Origin of the sequence: Pseudomonas sp. Q1 (assembly GCF_009935975.1) — a bacterium.
GTDB classification, from domain to species: domain Bacteria; phylum Pseudomonadota; class Gammaproteobacteria; order Pseudomonadales; family Pseudomonadaceae; genus Aquipseudomonas; species Aquipseudomonas palleroniana.
This window is the reverse complement of the sequence record NZ_QODI01000018.1, coordinates 73,616-88,473: the sequence shown is the minus strand read 5'-3', so window position 1 is coordinate 88,473 and position 14,858 is coordinate 73,616. Positions and strand designations below refer to the sequence as shown.

Genomic DNA, 14,858 nt, shown 5'->3' with positions numbered 1-14,858 from the left:
CGGGTTTCCCTTCAAGAGGATCAAGTGCATGGCTTTCACCACGCTGATACTGGATGCGCCCGCGCCACCGTTGTTGTTCGAGGAGGTCGATCAATGCCTTGAACTGGGTCTCGTGGTTACCCTGAACCTTCATTATTTCACCGATAAGGACTGCATCAAGCGACACTACGGTGGGCGCATTGGTTATGCCGAGATCAACTGCCACGACGAGCCCGCTTTCATTGATGCAGTGAGGCAGGCCGGCGGGTACAGCGTGTTCAAGACACGTTTGAACATTCCCCTCGGGCAAGCACTCATCCGTGCCGCAGCGTCACCCGCCCTGGCCACCCCGCTGTGTGCCATCGCCCAGGCAGGCGCCGGTACCAACCATATCGACCGGCAAGCCTGCGAACGGCACGGGGTGACGATATTGAGCACGCCGGGTTCCAACGCGGTGGCGGTCGCTGAATATGTGGTTGCCCAGGCGTTGTTTTTATCCAGGGACCTGGATGCCTACAACACACAGACCCACAACGGCCATTGGTCCAAAGGCAGCTTGGCGCCTGGCCGCGAATGCTCCGAGCTGACCCTCGGCCTGGTAGGCACCGGCAGTATTGCGCAACAGGTGGCGCGCAAGGCGGGTGCGCTGGGGATCAAGGTGATCGCCACGGGTTCAGAGCGCTTTACCGAGCAGATGGCGCGCAGCCTTGAACTGGAGCGCAGGCAAACCCTGGGGCAACTGCTGAGTGAGGCCGATATCGTCTCGATTCATGTGCCGCTCACCCCGCAAACCCGAGGGTTATTCGGGGCTGCCGAGTTCGCGCAGATGCGTCGAGGTTCGATTCTGATCAATACCGCACGTGGTGGCATCGTTGATGAATATCAGCTCGCAGCCTTCATGACCGAGTTTCCAGGGCATGTGAAAGCAGTCGCCATTGATACCTTTGCCTTGGAAAAAGACCAGTTCAACTCGCCCTTGACCGGCATCCCCAATGCGCAACTGACGCCTCACATCGCGGGCAATACCGCCACGGCGATCCGCACGGCCTCGCGGCGAATCATCGATCAGATCCATAGGCTCAGTACCGTCGCGACGGGTAAAGCCTGATGACGGGCTGCGTGCGCGGGTGCCTGGTTTTCGTCCCAGAGGTTATGGCGTATCGGGACGTATCGGCGGCGCCGTAGCGGCGGCAATATCCCACGTCAACAGCAGATGGTTGATAGCCGCGTCGATGCTTTCATGGGGGACGTTGTCCCGCGCCAGGATCGAGACGCCCTGCAGAAAACTATCAAACACCGTGGCCAGTGCCGCCGCATCCAGTGTGCTCGGCAACTGCCCGATACTGATCGCACGTTCTACACACTGCACAATGCCCGCCCGCGTTCGCGTGCGTGATTGCGTCAATGCCTGCGTAACGCGCGCGTTGTCCGGGCTTGGTGCACTCATCACGCCGAGCGCCACCATGCAGCCTTTGGGGTGTCCATCTTCACATTGCATGCGCGCTGATTGACGCAGCGCCGTTTCGATCGCTTGGCGTGGCGCAAGGCTTTCGTCCCACAGGCATTCGGTGACTTGCGCGTAGGTTGCCAGGTAGCGCTGCACACACTCATCGAACAGCGCTTCCTTGGAGCCGAAGGCCGCGTAAAAACTCGGAGCGGAGATACCGCCACCCAAGCCCGACTTGAGCTGGGCCAGGGAAGTGGCGTCATAACCATGCTGCCAGAACAAGTGCATAGCTTGCTCCACGGCGTGTTCGCGGTCGAAGTTACGGGGGCGCCCCATTTGTGCCATGGCAAAAATCCTCTGGGTGACGAGATAAATACTAGTCGATACATAAGTCGTTGACAACGCATCGCGGCGCTGCGCAATATTTGTAACGATCAGTATCTAAGTCCTTCCAAGGAGTTTCCCGTGACACCTTCACTCAGCTTATCCGAGTCATCTGACCGCTTGCCCATCGGCGCATTGCTCGCCCTGGCCATGACCGGTTTCATCTGCATCGTCACCGAAACCTTGCCGGCCGGGCTCTTGCCATTAATCAGCGAAGGCCTGGCCGTGACCCCGTCCATGGCCGGGCAACTGGTTACCGCGTATGCCTTGGGTTCAGTGCTGGCGGTGATCCCTATGACCATCGCGACGCGAGGCTGGCGTCGACGCAATGTGTTGCTGCTGACCATCGTCGGTTTCCTGCTGTTCAACTCGATCACCGCGTTGTCGTCTCACTATGGCGTCACGTTGGTAGCGCGATTCTTCGCGGGTGTGGCCGCAGGGTTGGCGTGGAGCCTGTTGGCCGGCTACGCCCGGCGCATGGTCGCGCCACACCAGCAGGGCAGGGCACTTGCGCTGGCGATGGTCGGGACGCCGATTGCGCTGTCCCTGGGGGTGCCGCTTGGCACTTGGGTTGGTGGCCTGGTGGGCTGGCGCACGACGTTCGGCCTGATGTCAGGATTGACGCTGGCGCTGATGGTGTGGGTGCTGGCGAAGGTCCCGGACTATCCACCGCAGGCCGCGCATCAGCGTCTGTCCCTGGGCAAGGTCTTGACCACGCCGGGTGTGCGGCCGGTGCTTGCGGTGGTGATCAGTTGGATGCTCGCGCACAATATTCTCTATACCTACATTGCACCGTTCGTGGCACCGGCCGGGCTGGCCGAGCGTGTGGATAGCGTGTTGCTGGTGTTTGGCATCGCCGCGCTGGCGGGCATTTGGCTTACGGCAAAATGTGTCGAGGCGTGGTTGCGCAAGACCGTGCTGGTCAGCCTGGCGACGTTTGCATCCGTGAGTGTGCTATTCGGCTTGTTGGGGCAGTTGCCCTTGGTGATTTACTTTGGCGTGGCGGTGTGGGGCGCGAGTTTCGGCGGCGCCGCCACCTTGTTGCAAACTGCTCTGGCGGACGCGGCGGGCGAGGGGGCCGACGTGGCGTTGTCGCTGAATGTGGTGGCGTGGAACAGCGCAATCGCCGCCAGCGGCCTGGTGGGCGGGGTATTGCTCGATACCTGGGGCGTGGCATCGTTTCCGTGGGCCATGCTGGTGTTGATTGTGCTGTCGTTTGCGATTGCCGGGGGCGCTCATGCCCACGGTTTCAAGCCCGGCGCACGGGCGACGGGAAAACCGCTCGCAGCAGGGCACTAATGTGACTTTGCCTGGTCAGTAACCCTCGCAATATCAGTCACTTGGCTCCGCATTTCGGAGCCTGTCGCCTCACTCTCTTGCGAAGAATCACGCCATGCACCTGCGCAACATTGCAGTTGGGCTGTCGGCCCTTGTTTTGCTCTCTACCGGGGCACAAGCCCGCAGTCTGTTGGACTTTATCAAGCCTCCGGCCCAGGCACACAGCTCGCACTCCGGTTCGATCAGCCAGGGGGCCGCTCTCGACCTCTATTCCAACCAGCAGAAAAAGCCCACGTTTGACGGTTGTGCCGATCTGTTCCCCGCTGCGACGCCGATCAACCTTGCCACCGTGCCGGTTTCGATGAAGCCCCTGGCGCTGTGCTCGGACAACTTCGCTGTGCTCTACTCGCAAACCAGCAGGACGCCGCTGGTGGTGGTCGAACGCTTGAATGCCGCGCAGTTGAAAGATGCCAAGGGCGAGGAGCGCACCAACCAGTTCTACCCGGACCCACGCATTCCCAAGGACGGTCGCGCAGAACTGAGCGACTATCGCGGCCAGCATCCGGCGATGGATCGCGGTCACCAGTCCCCGGCCGCCGACGCACCGAGTGCCAATGCCATGGCGCAATCCTTCGCGCTGTCGAACATGGTGCCCCAAGACCCGACCAACAACCGCAAGATCTGGAGCAAGGTCGAAGCGGACGTGCGTAAATTTGCCACCCGTGCCGGTGGCAATGTCTTCGTGTTCACTGGGCCGCTGTTTGACCCGGGCTACAGCACCATGGGCGCGCACAAGGTCTGGGTGCCGACGCGCCTGTTCAAACTGGTGTACGACGCTTCGTCAAAACGCGCCTGGGCCTATGTGCTGCCTAACGCCGAGACTCGCATCCAGAAGCCGATGGACTACGACACTTTTGTCAAAAGCACCGGGCTCAGGTTGCTGGGTAATTTGCCGGTCGCGGGGTCCGTCGGGCGGACCTGATTCGTCCACCTTATCTGGCCTTCTTCAATGCCTTGAGCCGCTGCGTCGCACGTTGCACAGCGGCCATTTTCTCGGGACGCTTCATGCGTTTCCATTTGCGGATGTCGTCCTTGCTGCGTCCGCAGCTGACGCACAGGTCACCGCTGAGCTGGCAGATGGAAATGCAGGGGTTTTCAATATCTTTGGCCAAGGTCTCACCCGGGTGCGCAGTAAAGGCCGCCGTTAGGCGGCGTGAAATTCGACCGTGAGGTGACTCACCTCATGGACAGGTTCAAGGCGCTCGCGAATGCTCTCGGCATTGGTCGAGCGGCCGACCACGCTGACAATCGCCGCATATGCCTCGGGGCCGACGCGCCAGACGTGCAAGTCGGTAATCCTGGCATCGCCGGGTTGTTCAACCAACTCGCGGATCTCGGCAGCGACCTGTTCATCGGTCTGGTCCAGCAACACACCGGCGGTGGCCTTCATCAGGCTCCAGGCCCATCGCGCAATCACGAGGGCGCCGACAATGCCCATCAGTGGGTCCAACCACACCCAACCCAGGTAGCGGCCCGCCAGTAACGCGGCGATGGCGAGCACCGAGGTCAAGGCATCGGCGATCACGTGCACATAGGCCGAACGCATGTTGTTGTCGTGGCCGTGAGGGTGATGATCGTGGTCGTGGTCATGCCCGTGGCTGTGGCCGTGACCCAGCAGCAGCGCACTGAGGATATTCACCGCCAGGCCCAACACGGCGATCAGCGTCGCTGTCCCGAACTGCACCTCGGCAGGCTGCAGCAAGCGAATCACCGACTCGATACCAATGCCCAGGGACACCAGCGCCAGGATCAGCGCCGAGGCGAAGCCGCCCAGGTCGCCGACTTTGCCGGTGCCGAAGCTGTATCGCGGGCTGTTCGCATGACGTTTGGCGTAGGCGTAGGCCGCAGCGGCAATGCCCAAGGCGCCGGCATGCGTAGCCATATGAAAGCCGTCAGCCAGCAGGGCCATGGAACCGGTCAACGCGCCGGCGGCGATTTCCGCCACCATCATGACGACGGTCAGCAACACCACCCAGAGGGTGCGCCTGGCGTTTTCTTCGTGGGATGAACCGAGGAATACATGCTCGTGGGTGTGGGGCGTGAGAGTCATTTGGAATACCGCCGGATGGCTTCGAGCAATTCTTCGACACCTTTGTTGCGGGCTTCTTCGCTAAGGGACGGATCGGCCACATGGGCCCTGGCGTGGTCTTCGATGATTTCCTCCATCAGCCCGTTGATGGCGCCACGGGTGGCGGCCACCAGATGCAGGGTCTTGGCACAGTCAGCGTCTGACTCCAGCGCTTTTTCGACTGCCTGGATTTGCCCAGCGATGCGTTTGACGCGTTTGATCAAGCTGTCTTTGTTCGCGGCTATATGGCCCATGGCATACCCCCCCTACCTATGATGGGGCGGATCATTGCATACCCCGCCCCCCTATACAACGCGAGGCGTCGAGCGGTTGCCGAGAGCTGGTATGTCATGATGTCCGAATCCGTCCTCGGCTGGTCCGGCCTGTGCCTGTTGCGTACCGGGTGGCGCGCCTACCATGGCGTCTGAAATTCACACCATGAGGACTGTCCATGAAACGCAAAGCCCTGATCGTGATCGATGCCCAGCATTCGTTCCGCCATTCCACCTACTGGTCCGAAAATGACCTGCCTGACTACCTTGCCAAACAACAGGCCCTGATTGATGGATGTGTTCAGCGAGGCATCCCGGTGATACAAGTCTTCCATGTTGAAGACCAGGGGCATTTTTCGATGGCATCGGGCAACGTCAGAACCTTGAGCGAGTTGTCGATCGAGCCGGCCTTGGTCATCCACAAGCGCTACCACAGTGCTTTTGCCGGCACGCCCCTGGCGGCACGGCTGACGGAGATGGGAGTGAACACATTGATCATCAGTGGCATTCGCACTGAACAGTGCTGCGAAACCACCACGCGGCAGGCGTCGGACAGCGGCTTTACCGTGGACTTTGTCAGCGAGGCGACGCTGACCTTCCCCATGACTCACGCGCGCAGCGCGCGGGTCTACACCGCGGCCGAGATCCGCGAGCGCACGGAGCTGGTGCTGGAAGACCGCTTTGCGCGCATCGTCACTGTCGCCCAGGCCTTGGAGGCCTGACCGTGAGCGTGCCGGTGCTGTTCGTGTTGCTGCCCAATGTGCTGATGCTCGACCTGGCAGGCCCCGCCGAAGTGCTGCGCCTGGCGGCTCAGGTCGAGGACCCGGCTGCCATCGATTTCGACCTGCAGTACGTCAGCCCGGTGGAGTCCCTGCAAACCTCCATCGGTTTGCCGCTGGCCGGCTTGGCGCCCCTTCCAGCGGTCCTGGCACCTGGCACCCTGGTGGTGTTGGTGGGCTCCACGTCGAAGGTGAGCCTGGCACGCCAACAGGCTTTCGAGGCGGCCAGTAACGCGCTGACCCAGTGGCTGCAAAAGGTGTACGCGCCTTCGGGCGAGCGGCTGGTATGCGTCTGTGCGGGAGCGTTGAGTGCCGCCAGGGCCGGATTGCTGGATGGGCGCCAGTGCACCACGCACCACGCGCTGTGCGCCACATTGCAGGCCGTGGCGCCCAAGGCCCGGGTGTTGGAAAACCGGCTTTACGTCACCGACGGTCCTGTGAGTTGCAGCGCCGGCGTCACTGCGGGGATCGACCTGATGCTGCACCTGCTTGCCGAGCTGGCCGGCCCACGCCTGGCCTGCACGGTCGCTCGGGACATGGTGGTGTATATGCGCCGCAGTGGCGCCGACCCGCAATTGTCGCCCTGGATAGCCGGGCGCAATCATCTGCATCCGGCCGTGCATCGGGTGCAGGACGCCATCGCTGCCGCCCCCTGTGAGGCCTGGACCGTCACGCGTATGGCGGCGTTGGCCTACACCAGCAGCCGCCACCTGGCGCGGCTGTTCCACGAGCACGTCGGTAGCAGCCCGCTCGACTACCTGCATCGGCTGCGACTGGCGGTGGCCCGTGAACTGTTGGCCGAATCGGCCCTGGGTATTGAAACGGTCGCTGAGCGCGCAGGCTTTGGTTCGGCGCGCCACCTGCGGCGCATCTGGAGCAAATACGAAGCCGGCACGCCTTCCAGCCTGCGCCTTCTGGTTGATGCCGGCTGATGGTTCAGCAGGACGTGTCGGCGGGCGTGGCCGGCTCTTGAGCCGCTTCAGCCGCCAGTTTCGCGCGGTCGGCTTTGCTGATGTATTTGTCTTTGCTTTTCGGCGCCAATTTGGCACTGGCCTTTTTGGCCTTGGCCTTGAAGAGCTGCTGGAGTTTCTTTTGGCGATTCATGTCTTTTACCTGGGTTGTACAGACCTGGATGATATCAGTTTAAAAAAACGGCCCGTTACCTGAGTCGCTTTTTAGCGTCGATCTGTACATTGAACCGCGAGTCCTTTTGCCAATAATCAGGTCGGGTATCCAGCGTAAACGGAAGATCCTGATGAGCACCCACACCCGCACAAAACGCATGACGGTCCCGCAACTGGTGGCGATGAAGGGCCAGCAGAAAATCGTCTCATTGACCGCATACTCCAGCGCCATCGCCCACTGATCGACCCCTGGGTAGACTTCATTCTGGTCGGCGACTCCACCGCAATGGTCGGTTATGGCCGCGCCTCGACCTTGAGCATGCAATTGGAAGAAACCATCGGGCATACCCGCGCCGTGGTCGACAGCACGCAGCTGGCCTGCGTGATTGCCGACATGCCCTTTGGCAGTTATCAGGAGTCCTTCGAGCAGGCCTTCCGCAATTGTGCCCAGGTGCTGGCGCGCACGGGCTGCGATGCGGTCAAGCTGGAGGCCAATCAGGCGCTGGCGGGGACGGTGGAATTTCTGGTGGCGCGAGGGATTCCGGTAATGGCCCATGTGGGGTTGATGCCGCAGTTCGTCAATGTGATGGGCGGCTTCAAGGCCCAGGGCCTCACGGCGCAAACCGGTGCGGTGATTGCCGAGGACGCCCGCGCCAACCTCGAGGCGGGCGCCTTCAGCCTGTTGCTGGAAGGTGTGGCCGAGGGCGTGGCGCGCCAGATCACCCTGGATTCAAGCATGCCCACCATCGGCATTGGCGCGTCGCCGGCGTGCGACGGCCAGGTACTGGTCACCGAAGATGTGCTGGGCCTGGGCGGTGGGCACCTGCCGCGCTTCGTCAAACAGTATGCGGATGTCAGTGAAGTGATTCGCGATGCCTGCGCCCGCTTTGCCGACGACGTACGCCATGGCCGCTTTCCCGAAGCGCGTCACTGCTACGGGGTTTGACGGATCGCCTCGGCCAGTTGGTGTACCGCCTGGGCGATATCCTTGTTCCAGTCGAGGGTAAAACTCAGGCGCAGATGCTGCTGCCAGGCGCCATGCTGGCTGAACAATTCACCTGGGGCGATGACGATGCGCCGGGCCAGCAAGGGTTCGAACACCCGCCGCATCTGCACCGGGCGCCTGGCCTGCAACCAGAAACTCGCGCCGCCTTGGGGCACTTGAACGTGCCACAGATCGTGGACCTCCAGCAGGGCTTTGAGTTGGTTCATCCGCGTCAATAGCTGCGCGCGAAGTGCTTTTAAATGGGCGTCGACGCGTTTGGAGGTCAACAGCTTGGCGATGGCTCTCTGACGGATTGGCGAAAGGCGAAACCCGCGCTCCAGAAACAACCGCTGTAACGCCGGCCGCTGCTCGCTGCATAGCACGTACCCGTAGGGCGCTTCGGAGCCGATCACTTTGTCGAAGGTGGAGAACACCAGCAGTCTGCTGGGGTCGGCAAAGTCGCGATAGCGCGCAGGGTGTGCAGCAAAACACAGCTCGCCGTAGGTGTCGTTCTCGAACAGCCAGATATCCCGTTCCGCCAGCCAACGGCAGATCTGCTGCTTGTCCTGCGCCGGCATCAGGCCGCCCTGGGGAATATTCACGGTCGACGAGAACACCGCCAATCGAATCGGCTCTTGCTGGAGCAAGCCACTGAGCGCCGCCAGGTCGAAACGCCCGTCGGCGTCGAGGTGCAACTCGATCACACGCACCTTCGCCGCTTCCAGTTGACGCAACACCGCCCACGAGCAGGGCGACTCCACCAGCGCTACCGTGCCCGCCAGGTTCAGGGCATTGAGGGCAATGGCCAGCACGCTGTGCAGGTCTGCGCCGATATACACCTCATCGGCTTGCCAGTAGCGGTCGGTGGAGTGGGTGTAGCGCGCGGCCAATGCGGCACGCAATTCGGGCTCGCCGAATGGCAGGTACAGGGGCGCAAGCGAGCGCGGATACTGCCGCGCCAACTCGCGCTCGATCATCCACAGTGGGTTTTCCAGAGACAGCAGCAGGGCGGGTGCATCGCTACTCAGCGCCAGCATTCCCGGTTGCCGTGCGTTGGCGAATACCTGATCGAGCAGGTTGGAAGGGCGGGGGGCCAACGTGCCGCCGGGGAGGGCTTTGATGAAGTAACCGAACTTGGCTCTGGCTTCGACCCGCCCCTCATCTTCAAGCAGCGCATACGCGTACTTGGTGGTCGACACCGACACTCCCAGGCGCCGCGCCAGTTGGCGCAGCGACGGCAGTTTTTGCTCGGTGTGCACAGGGGCCGCCTCGATCAACTCGACGAGGTAGCGATACACGGCTTGATAGGCAAAAGAGCTGTGCTGGGTTTTTTCCATGATCACTCGAAGCGTTCGACCGCTAATGATGAGGCGCGCCCATCAGGGGTTGGTCCGGCCCAGTATCCTGCAAGGCGATGCCATACGGAAATCCACGCTCAAGACACCGTTAACCCGCCGGTGCTGGCCTGCGCTCGGGTTGCGCGCCGTGCCATCACCCAAGCCAATACCGGCGCCAGGGTAAACAGCGCGAACAGCCATTGTGCCGCATTGGCGATGCCGGCATTGCCGGTCGCATCATTGATGCCCGCCACGTTGGAGATCACGCCCGCCAGTGCCGCGCCCATGGCCATGGCGAACAGTTGCAGAGTGGTAATCGACGCAGCAGCCGTGTCTTTATCCTGCTCCGACGCCACTTGCAGGATTCGCGTCAGCAGGTGCGGCCAACCCAGGCCAATGCCGAAACCTACCAGAAACATTCCGAGGCAGATGGGCGCCAGCCGTGCCCATTCGCCCAGGCTGGCCACGGGGGTGGTGATTGCCAGCAGCACCAGTCCGCCCACGATAAACAGCGGCCCGGCGAGGATGGCGCGTTGTGCGCTGCGGCCTGTCCAGCCGGAACTGAGGATTTCCGAGACGGTCCAGCCGACGGCCATCAGTGCCGCCATATAACCGGCATACAGCGGCGACTGGCCGTGCAGGTGCTGCAGAAAGTACGGCATGAAAATTTCGCTGCTCATGCCGATCACCAGCAGGCAGATGGTCGCATAGAGCGCACAAAGCGGGGTGTTGAACTTCAATGCGTCCCTGGGCAACAGGCGGATCGAGGCGCTGGACTCGTGGCGGATCAGCAGAAATACCAGCCCGGCACAGGCCGCGATGCCCAGCAGGTTCCAGCTCGGCAGCGACGAGACGCTGCCCGCACACACCGCCAGCACCGCAGCGGCCAGCAGCACCAGTTGCGGCACAGGCAAGCGGCTGGCGCTGTCCGTGGCGCTGTCACGGGGTGGCAGCGCACGGTGAGTGAGCACTATGTAGGCGAGGCTCACCGGCACCATGGCGCCGAAGGCGTAGCGCCAGGCGTCCAGTTCGGCGAACACGCCCCCCACGGCCGGGCCTACCAGCGTTGCGACGCCCCACATGCCCGACACCAAGGCCATTGCCCGGGGCCACAGGCGTTCTTCGAACACCAATTGGATCATCGAATAACACAGGGCCAGCAACATCCCGCCGCCCAGCCCCTGGATCAAACGCCCTGCGAGCATCACCGGCATGCTCGGCGCCAGCGCGCAGATCAACACGCCGACCATGAAGATCAGCGTGGCGACGGTATAGGCCAGCCGTGGGCCGGTGTGTTGCAACAGCTTGGAGGTGAGGGCGGAACCGAGGATCGAGGCCACCACGTACAGCGTGGTGCTCCATGCATAGAGCGCCAACCCGCCGATTTCAGCGACCACCGACGGCAAGATAGTGGTGGCGATGTAAGTGTTGGTGGCATAGAGCGCTATGCCGCCGGAGAGGGCGATGGAACGAGCGGCGTTCTTGCCGCGCAGCAATTCGCCCCAACTGCTGTCATGGGTTTGCATCGACTATTCCTTGTTGTGCTGTCGGGCTTGGTTTGATTTGCCAAGTAATAGCTTTGAATATTGCGATGCGGCGATTTATTTTGTCAAGAAATGGCTTGGAATATTCATCACAGGTGACCTCTGCCCGCGTTCCATCGAAGGCTCAACGGCTTGCCTCCAGCGCTGACGCGACTTCCTCGGCGACCTCCCTGAACGCCCGCGCCGCCGCTGACGGGTACACCCCTTTACGCTGCATCAACACGGCCGTGCGTTGCAGGCGCTGTGGCCCCAGTTCAATTGCGATCAAGCCCGGATGCGCCCGCGCAATGGCGGCGGGTAACAGGGTCGACAGGGTCGTCCTGCGCACCCCCTCAATCAGCGCGCCGATGACGTTGGCCTCCATCACCACGCGTGGGCGAATGCCGTGTTGGTTGAAGTAGCGGTCGATTTGCTCGCGGGTAGCGAACGCTTGGCTCAACAAAATCAGGGATTCGGCGTTCAGCGCCGGCAGGCCGATAGTCCGTTCCCCGGCCAGCGGATGCTGACAGCCGACCACCAGCGCCAGGGTTTCAACCAGCAGTGGGGTGGCCTCGATGTCCTGCGCGTGCACCTCATCAAAGGCGATCCCCACGTCCAGCTCGTCGGCCAGTAGCTGGCGTTCCAGCGCTTCCTGGGCGACCTCATGCAGGCTCAAGGTGATGTTCGGATAGCGGCGGTGGAAAGCTTCCATCAGCGGCCCGACAAGGTAAGTGGTGAAAGTGGGCGTGAACGCGATCCGTAGCGACCCTCGGCTCAAATCGCCTACGTCATGAATCGCACGCTGACCTTGCTGCAGCTCCTGCGCGGCCCTCAATGCGTAACGCTGGTAAACCTCGCCGGCATCGGTCAGGCGTGTCTTGCGACCCGAGCGATCGAATAATTGCGCGCCGAGGCTTTCCTCCAACTGCCGTATTTGCTGTGAGAGCGCCGGTTGCGAGACATGCAAGGCCTCGGCCGCTTTGGTAAAGCCTGCGTGTTGTGCCACGGCCAAAAAGTACTGGATGTGCCGTGCCAGCATGTTTGATTTCATAAGATTATCTAATGCTCTGGATAATATTTGAGACTTTTACCTTATTTAGACTGCTGCGTAACCTCTGCTCCATCGCATCGCGAACCCACGGAGTCACCCATGCAAGACATCATCGAAGGTTTCCTGAAGTTTCAACGCCATGCCTTCCCCGAGCGCGCCGGCTTGTTCAAAGACCTCGCCAACCAGCAGAGCCCGCGAGCGCTGTTCATCTCCTGCTCCGACAGCCGCCTGGTGCCTGAGTTGGTCACGCAGCGCGAGCCAGGCGACCTGTTCGTGATCCGCAACGCCGGCAATATCGTGCCGTCCTACGGCCCGGAGCCCGGAGGTGTGTCGGCCTCGGTGGAATACGCGGTGGCTGCCCTGCAAGTCAGCGATATCGTGATCTGTGGGCATTCCGATTGCGGTGCGATGACCGCCATCGCCACCTGCACGTGCCTGGACCACATGCCCGCCGTAGCCGGCTGGTTGCGTTACGCCGATTCTGGCCGGGTGGTCAACGAGGCCCGCCAGCATGTCGATGTGCCCGCGAAAGTCGCCGCCATGGTGCGTGAAAACGTGATCGCGCAATTGGCCAATATCCAGACTCACCCTTCGGTTCGCCTTGCCCTTGAAGAGAGGCGGGTGACCCTGCATGGCTGGGTCTACGACATCGAAAGCGGCGGCATCCAAGCCTTCGACAACCGTACCGGCAAATTCGTCGCCCTCGCCGACAACCCGAGCGTGCGGGCCGTTTCGCACTAACCCCTGATGTTTACCCACGGAGATAAACCATGATCCAGTCGCAAATCAGCCAGAACACCCGCCTTGCCCTGACCGACGTCATCCTGTTGGCCAAGGCCCGCAAAGACCTGTCGTTCGCCCAGATTGCCGAAGGCACCGGCCTGCATGAAGCCTTCGTTACCGCCGCCTTGCTAGGCCAGCACCCACTGCCGGCGGACGCCGCGCAAAAGGTGGCCGACACCCTGGGCCTGGACGCGGACGCGGTCGCCCTGCTGCAAACGATTCCGTTGCGCGGCAGCCTCGGCAACGGCATTCCCACCGACCCGACGATCTACCGCTTCTACGAAATGATTCAGGTCTACGGCACCACGCTCAAGGCGCTGGTTCACGAGAAGTTTGGCGACGGCATCATCAGCGCCATCAACTTCAAGCTGGACGTCAAAAAGGTCGATGATCCGGACGGCGGCTCCCGCGCCGTGATCACTCTGGATGGCAAATACCTGCCGACCAAACCGTTCTGATCGCGAGATAAAAAAAACGGCGCCGTGAGGCGCCGGTTCACGTTGCAGCAAAATCCAGCAGGTCTCGGGCTCCGAATGACTACGGCGCTTCGAAGCCCTCGTAATTCAGGGAAATCCCATCGTCTTTGGGGTAGCTCACATACACCACTACCGCATCGCTGTTATCCACCAGGGCGAACGGCCATTTGCCGTTGGCCTTGCGCATGCGTTCATACAACGGCAGGTAAAAATCCTTGGTCTGGCCGCGCGGGTCGTAGGGCGCTTGCACATGGAAAACCGGATAGTGCCCATCGTTGCAGAGCTGGATGCGTTCAAGCTGAAAATGGTTTTTCTCCAGCAACGCACGGGTCGGATGCTGCCAGGTGGTGAGATCGACGTCTTGGCAGTCGTGGGCGGTGTCGGTGTAGAGCGTGGTGTCTTTCAGGACGGGGAGCGCGCAGGCCACACCGGGTAAAAGCACCAGTACCCAGGCGGCGAGGGAAACTTTCATTATTTAACGTCCTTGAAATGGGGGGCACATCATGACTTGAAATGGGCGGGTTGTGTAGAGGCTGTGCGGGACTAGGAAGTTGCTGACGAGGTCTTACTTTCAGGTATTACAGATGAGGACTTCGTGTTTTTAGGAAGTTGTGGGGTTACTTGGGTTGATAAAACGTGCAAGGGTAATGGTGTGATTCATACGGCTGGATTGATTGGAGTCCTTGGATAATAACTATTTGTCGCTAGGGTGATGATTATGGATAACTCAGTTGTTTGGTGGCGGTGGATGAGTGGGCGCAGACCTGTATTTGCTTTGCTGGGTGTTTTAGCCGTTTCGGTCAGTGAAGAGGCTTTTGCGTCGGAATGGTCTATCTCTAAAACCATGGCGCCCGGTTCCGTACTTGTGCTGTCCAACTCGAATATCGACCCCGCTGTTGGGTTCTCGCTGTTTAATATTCTTTCCGCTGATATACCTGCCGGTACATTTGCTGACCCCAAGCAATTATTAGAGATTCAATGGAAGACAACCTACTACCCTCAAAGCATTCAAGAGGATGTACATCTATGCTACTCACGCCCTTATAGCTCCCAGGAGGATTGTGAACGCATATATCCGAACTCTTCTGGAACGCTGTCAAAATTTAATGATCAGGCTTTCGGCAATGGTTCTCGCGTCAAAATAAAGCATTCTGTCTTGGGTGGCACGCCTCCGTTAAATCATCCGGCGGGTGTCGATTTGGTGACATTCCGGTATAGGAACTAATAGGGGTAAAGTACGCTCAGGCTGATTTGTCTGAGGGCTATTTTCCATGTTGGAGATTATGGTGTTTCTGTATAAAACAATGTGCAG

Annotated in this window: 17 protein-coding genes and 1 pseudogene; 9 read left to right on the top strand and 9 right to left on the bottom strand. The window is 60.9% G+C overall.

Annotated features, from left to right (window positions below; all coding sequences use genetic code 11):
* Positions 1-28: 28 nt before the first annotated feature.
* On the top strand, positions 29-1,087 hold the full coding sequence (locus tag DK870_RS24960; RefSeq protein WP_161549986.1) for a D-isomer specific 2-hydroxyacid dehydrogenase family protein: 1,059 nt from the start codon (positions 29-31) through the stop codon (positions 1,085-1,087).
* Between the two features lie 42 nt (positions 1,088-1,129).
* Here the strand turns inward: DK870_RS24960 and DK870_RS24955 are convergent, their stop codons facing one another.
* Complete coding sequence (locus DK870_RS24955; protein WP_161549984.1) at positions 1,130-1,771, bottom strand: TetR/AcrR family transcriptional regulator; 642 nt, start codon at positions 1,769-1,771, stop codon at positions 1,130-1,132.
* Between the two features lie 120 nt (positions 1,772-1,891).
* Between DK870_RS24955 and DK870_RS24950 the strand changes: the two genes are divergently transcribed.
* Together DK870_RS24950 and DK870_RS24945 are read left to right on the top strand one after the other, a co-directional pair.
* The gene (locus DK870_RS24950; RefSeq protein ID WP_161549982.1) at positions 1,892-3,109 is read left to right on the top strand and encodes an MFS transporter; all 1,218 of its coding nucleotides are present in this window, start codon (positions 1,892-1,894) and stop codon (positions 3,107-3,109) included.
* Between the two features lie 94 nt (positions 3,110-3,203).
* Positions 3,204-4,070, top strand: a complete 867-nt coding sequence (locus DK870_RS24945; protein ID WP_161549980.1) for a DNA/RNA non-specific endonuclease — start codon at positions 3,204-3,206, stop codon at positions 4,068-4,070.
* Positions 4,071-4,080: 10 nt separating this feature from the next.
* Here the strand turns inward: DK870_RS24945 and DK870_RS24940 are convergent, their stop codons facing one another.
* From DK870_RS24940 to DK870_RS24930, 3 genes are read right to left on the bottom strand one after another with little or no spacing between them, the layout of a single operon-like run.
* Complete coding sequence (locus tag DK870_RS24940) at positions 4,081-4,260, bottom strand: DUF1289 domain-containing protein (protein WP_090369728.1); 180 nt, start codon at positions 4,258-4,260, stop codon at positions 4,081-4,083.
* A 32-nt stretch (positions 4,261-4,292) separates the two neighbouring features.
* Positions 4,293-5,198 (bottom strand): CDF family Co(II)/Ni(II) efflux transporter DmeF, encoded by a 906-nt coding sequence (dmeF, locus tag DK870_RS24935; protein ID WP_161549978.1) that lies wholly within the window; start codon positions 5,196-5,198, stop codon positions 4,293-4,295.
* Positions 5,195-5,470: a metal/formaldehyde-sensitive transcriptional repressor gene (locus tag DK870_RS24930; protein ID WP_060755830.1), complete on the bottom strand. Its 276-nt coding sequence runs from the start codon at positions 5,468-5,470 to the stop codon at positions 5,195-5,197. Before DK870_RS24930 ends, dmeF begins: the two co-directional genes overlap by 4 nt.
* Positions 5,471-5,667: 197 nt before the next feature.
* On the opposite strand from DK870_RS24930, the gene DK870_RS24925 reads away from it, so the two are divergent.
* Together DK870_RS24925 and DK870_RS24920 are read left to right on the top strand one after the other, a co-directional pair.
* Positions 5,668-6,210, top strand: a complete 543-nt coding sequence (locus DK870_RS24925; RefSeq protein WP_161549977.1) for a cysteine hydrolase family protein — start codon at positions 5,668-5,670, stop codon at positions 6,208-6,210.
* A gap of 2 nt (positions 6,211-6,212) precedes the next feature.
* A complete protein-coding gene (locus DK870_RS24920) occupies positions 6,213-7,199 on the top strand; it encodes a helix-turn-helix domain-containing protein (RefSeq protein WP_161549975.1) in 987 nt (328 codons plus the stop codon).
* Between the two features lie 4 nt (positions 7,200-7,203).
* Here the strand turns inward: DK870_RS24920 and DK870_RS24915 are convergent, their stop codons facing one another.
* Positions 7,204-7,371: a DUF2986 domain-containing protein gene (locus tag DK870_RS24915; RefSeq protein WP_090369737.1), complete on the bottom strand. Its 168-nt coding sequence runs from the start codon at positions 7,369-7,371 to the stop codon at positions 7,204-7,206.
* Between the two features lie 151 nt (positions 7,372-7,522).
* Here DK870_RS24915 and panB point away from each other — a divergent pair.
* A pseudogene (gene panB, locus DK870_RS24910) lies at positions 7,523-8,337 on the top strand (3-methyl-2-oxobutanoate hydroxymethyltransferase).
* Here panB and DK870_RS24905 read toward each other — a convergent pair.
* From DK870_RS24905 to cynR, 3 genes are all read right to left on the bottom strand, one after another.
* Positions 8,325-9,713: a PLP-dependent aminotransferase family protein gene (locus DK870_RS24905; RefSeq protein ID WP_161549973.1), complete on the bottom strand. Its 1,389-nt coding sequence runs from the start codon at positions 9,711-9,713 to the stop codon at positions 8,325-8,327. The pseudogene panB and the gene DK870_RS24905 overlap by 13 nt on opposite strands.
* Positions 9,714-9,811: 98 nt before the next feature.
* Positions 9,812-11,239, bottom strand: a complete 1,428-nt coding sequence (locus DK870_RS24900; protein ID WP_161549971.1) for an MFS transporter — start codon at positions 11,237-11,239, stop codon at positions 9,812-9,814.
* A gap of 142 nt (positions 11,240-11,381) precedes the next feature.
* Positions 11,382-12,275 carry a transcriptional regulator CynR gene (gene cynR, locus DK870_RS24895; RefSeq protein ID WP_161549969.1) on the bottom strand — a complete coding sequence of 298 codons (894 nt, stop codon included), beginning with the start codon at positions 12,273-12,275 and terminating at the stop codon, positions 11,382-11,384.
* Positions 12,276-12,386: 111 nt separating this feature from the next.
* Between cynR and DK870_RS24890 the strand changes: the two genes are divergently transcribed.
* Positions 12,387-13,028 carry a carbonic anhydrase gene (locus DK870_RS24890; protein WP_060755825.1) on the top strand — a complete coding sequence of 214 codons (642 nt, stop codon included), beginning with the start codon at positions 12,387-12,389 and terminating at the stop codon, positions 13,026-13,028.
* A 29-nt stretch (positions 13,029-13,057) separates the two neighbouring features.
* Entirely contained in the window at positions 13,058-13,528 is a 471-nt protein-coding gene (cynS, locus tag DK870_RS24885) for a cyanase (RefSeq protein WP_060755824.1), read from the top strand.
* A gap of 79 nt (positions 13,529-13,607) precedes the next feature.
* Here the strand turns inward: cynS and DK870_RS24880 are convergent, their stop codons facing one another.
* Positions 13,608-14,018: a hypothetical protein gene (locus tag DK870_RS24880; RefSeq protein ID WP_060755823.1), complete on the bottom strand. Its 411-nt coding sequence runs from the start codon at positions 14,016-14,018 to the stop codon at positions 13,608-13,610.
* A 246-nt stretch (positions 14,019-14,264) separates the two neighbouring features.
* Between DK870_RS24880 and DK870_RS24875 the strand changes: the two genes are divergently transcribed.
* On the top strand, positions 14,265-14,771 hold the full coding sequence (locus tag DK870_RS24875; RefSeq protein ID WP_145977765.1) for a hypothetical protein: 507 nt from the start codon (positions 14,265-14,267) through the stop codon (positions 14,769-14,771).
* Positions 14,772-14,858: the final 87 nt, after the last annotated feature.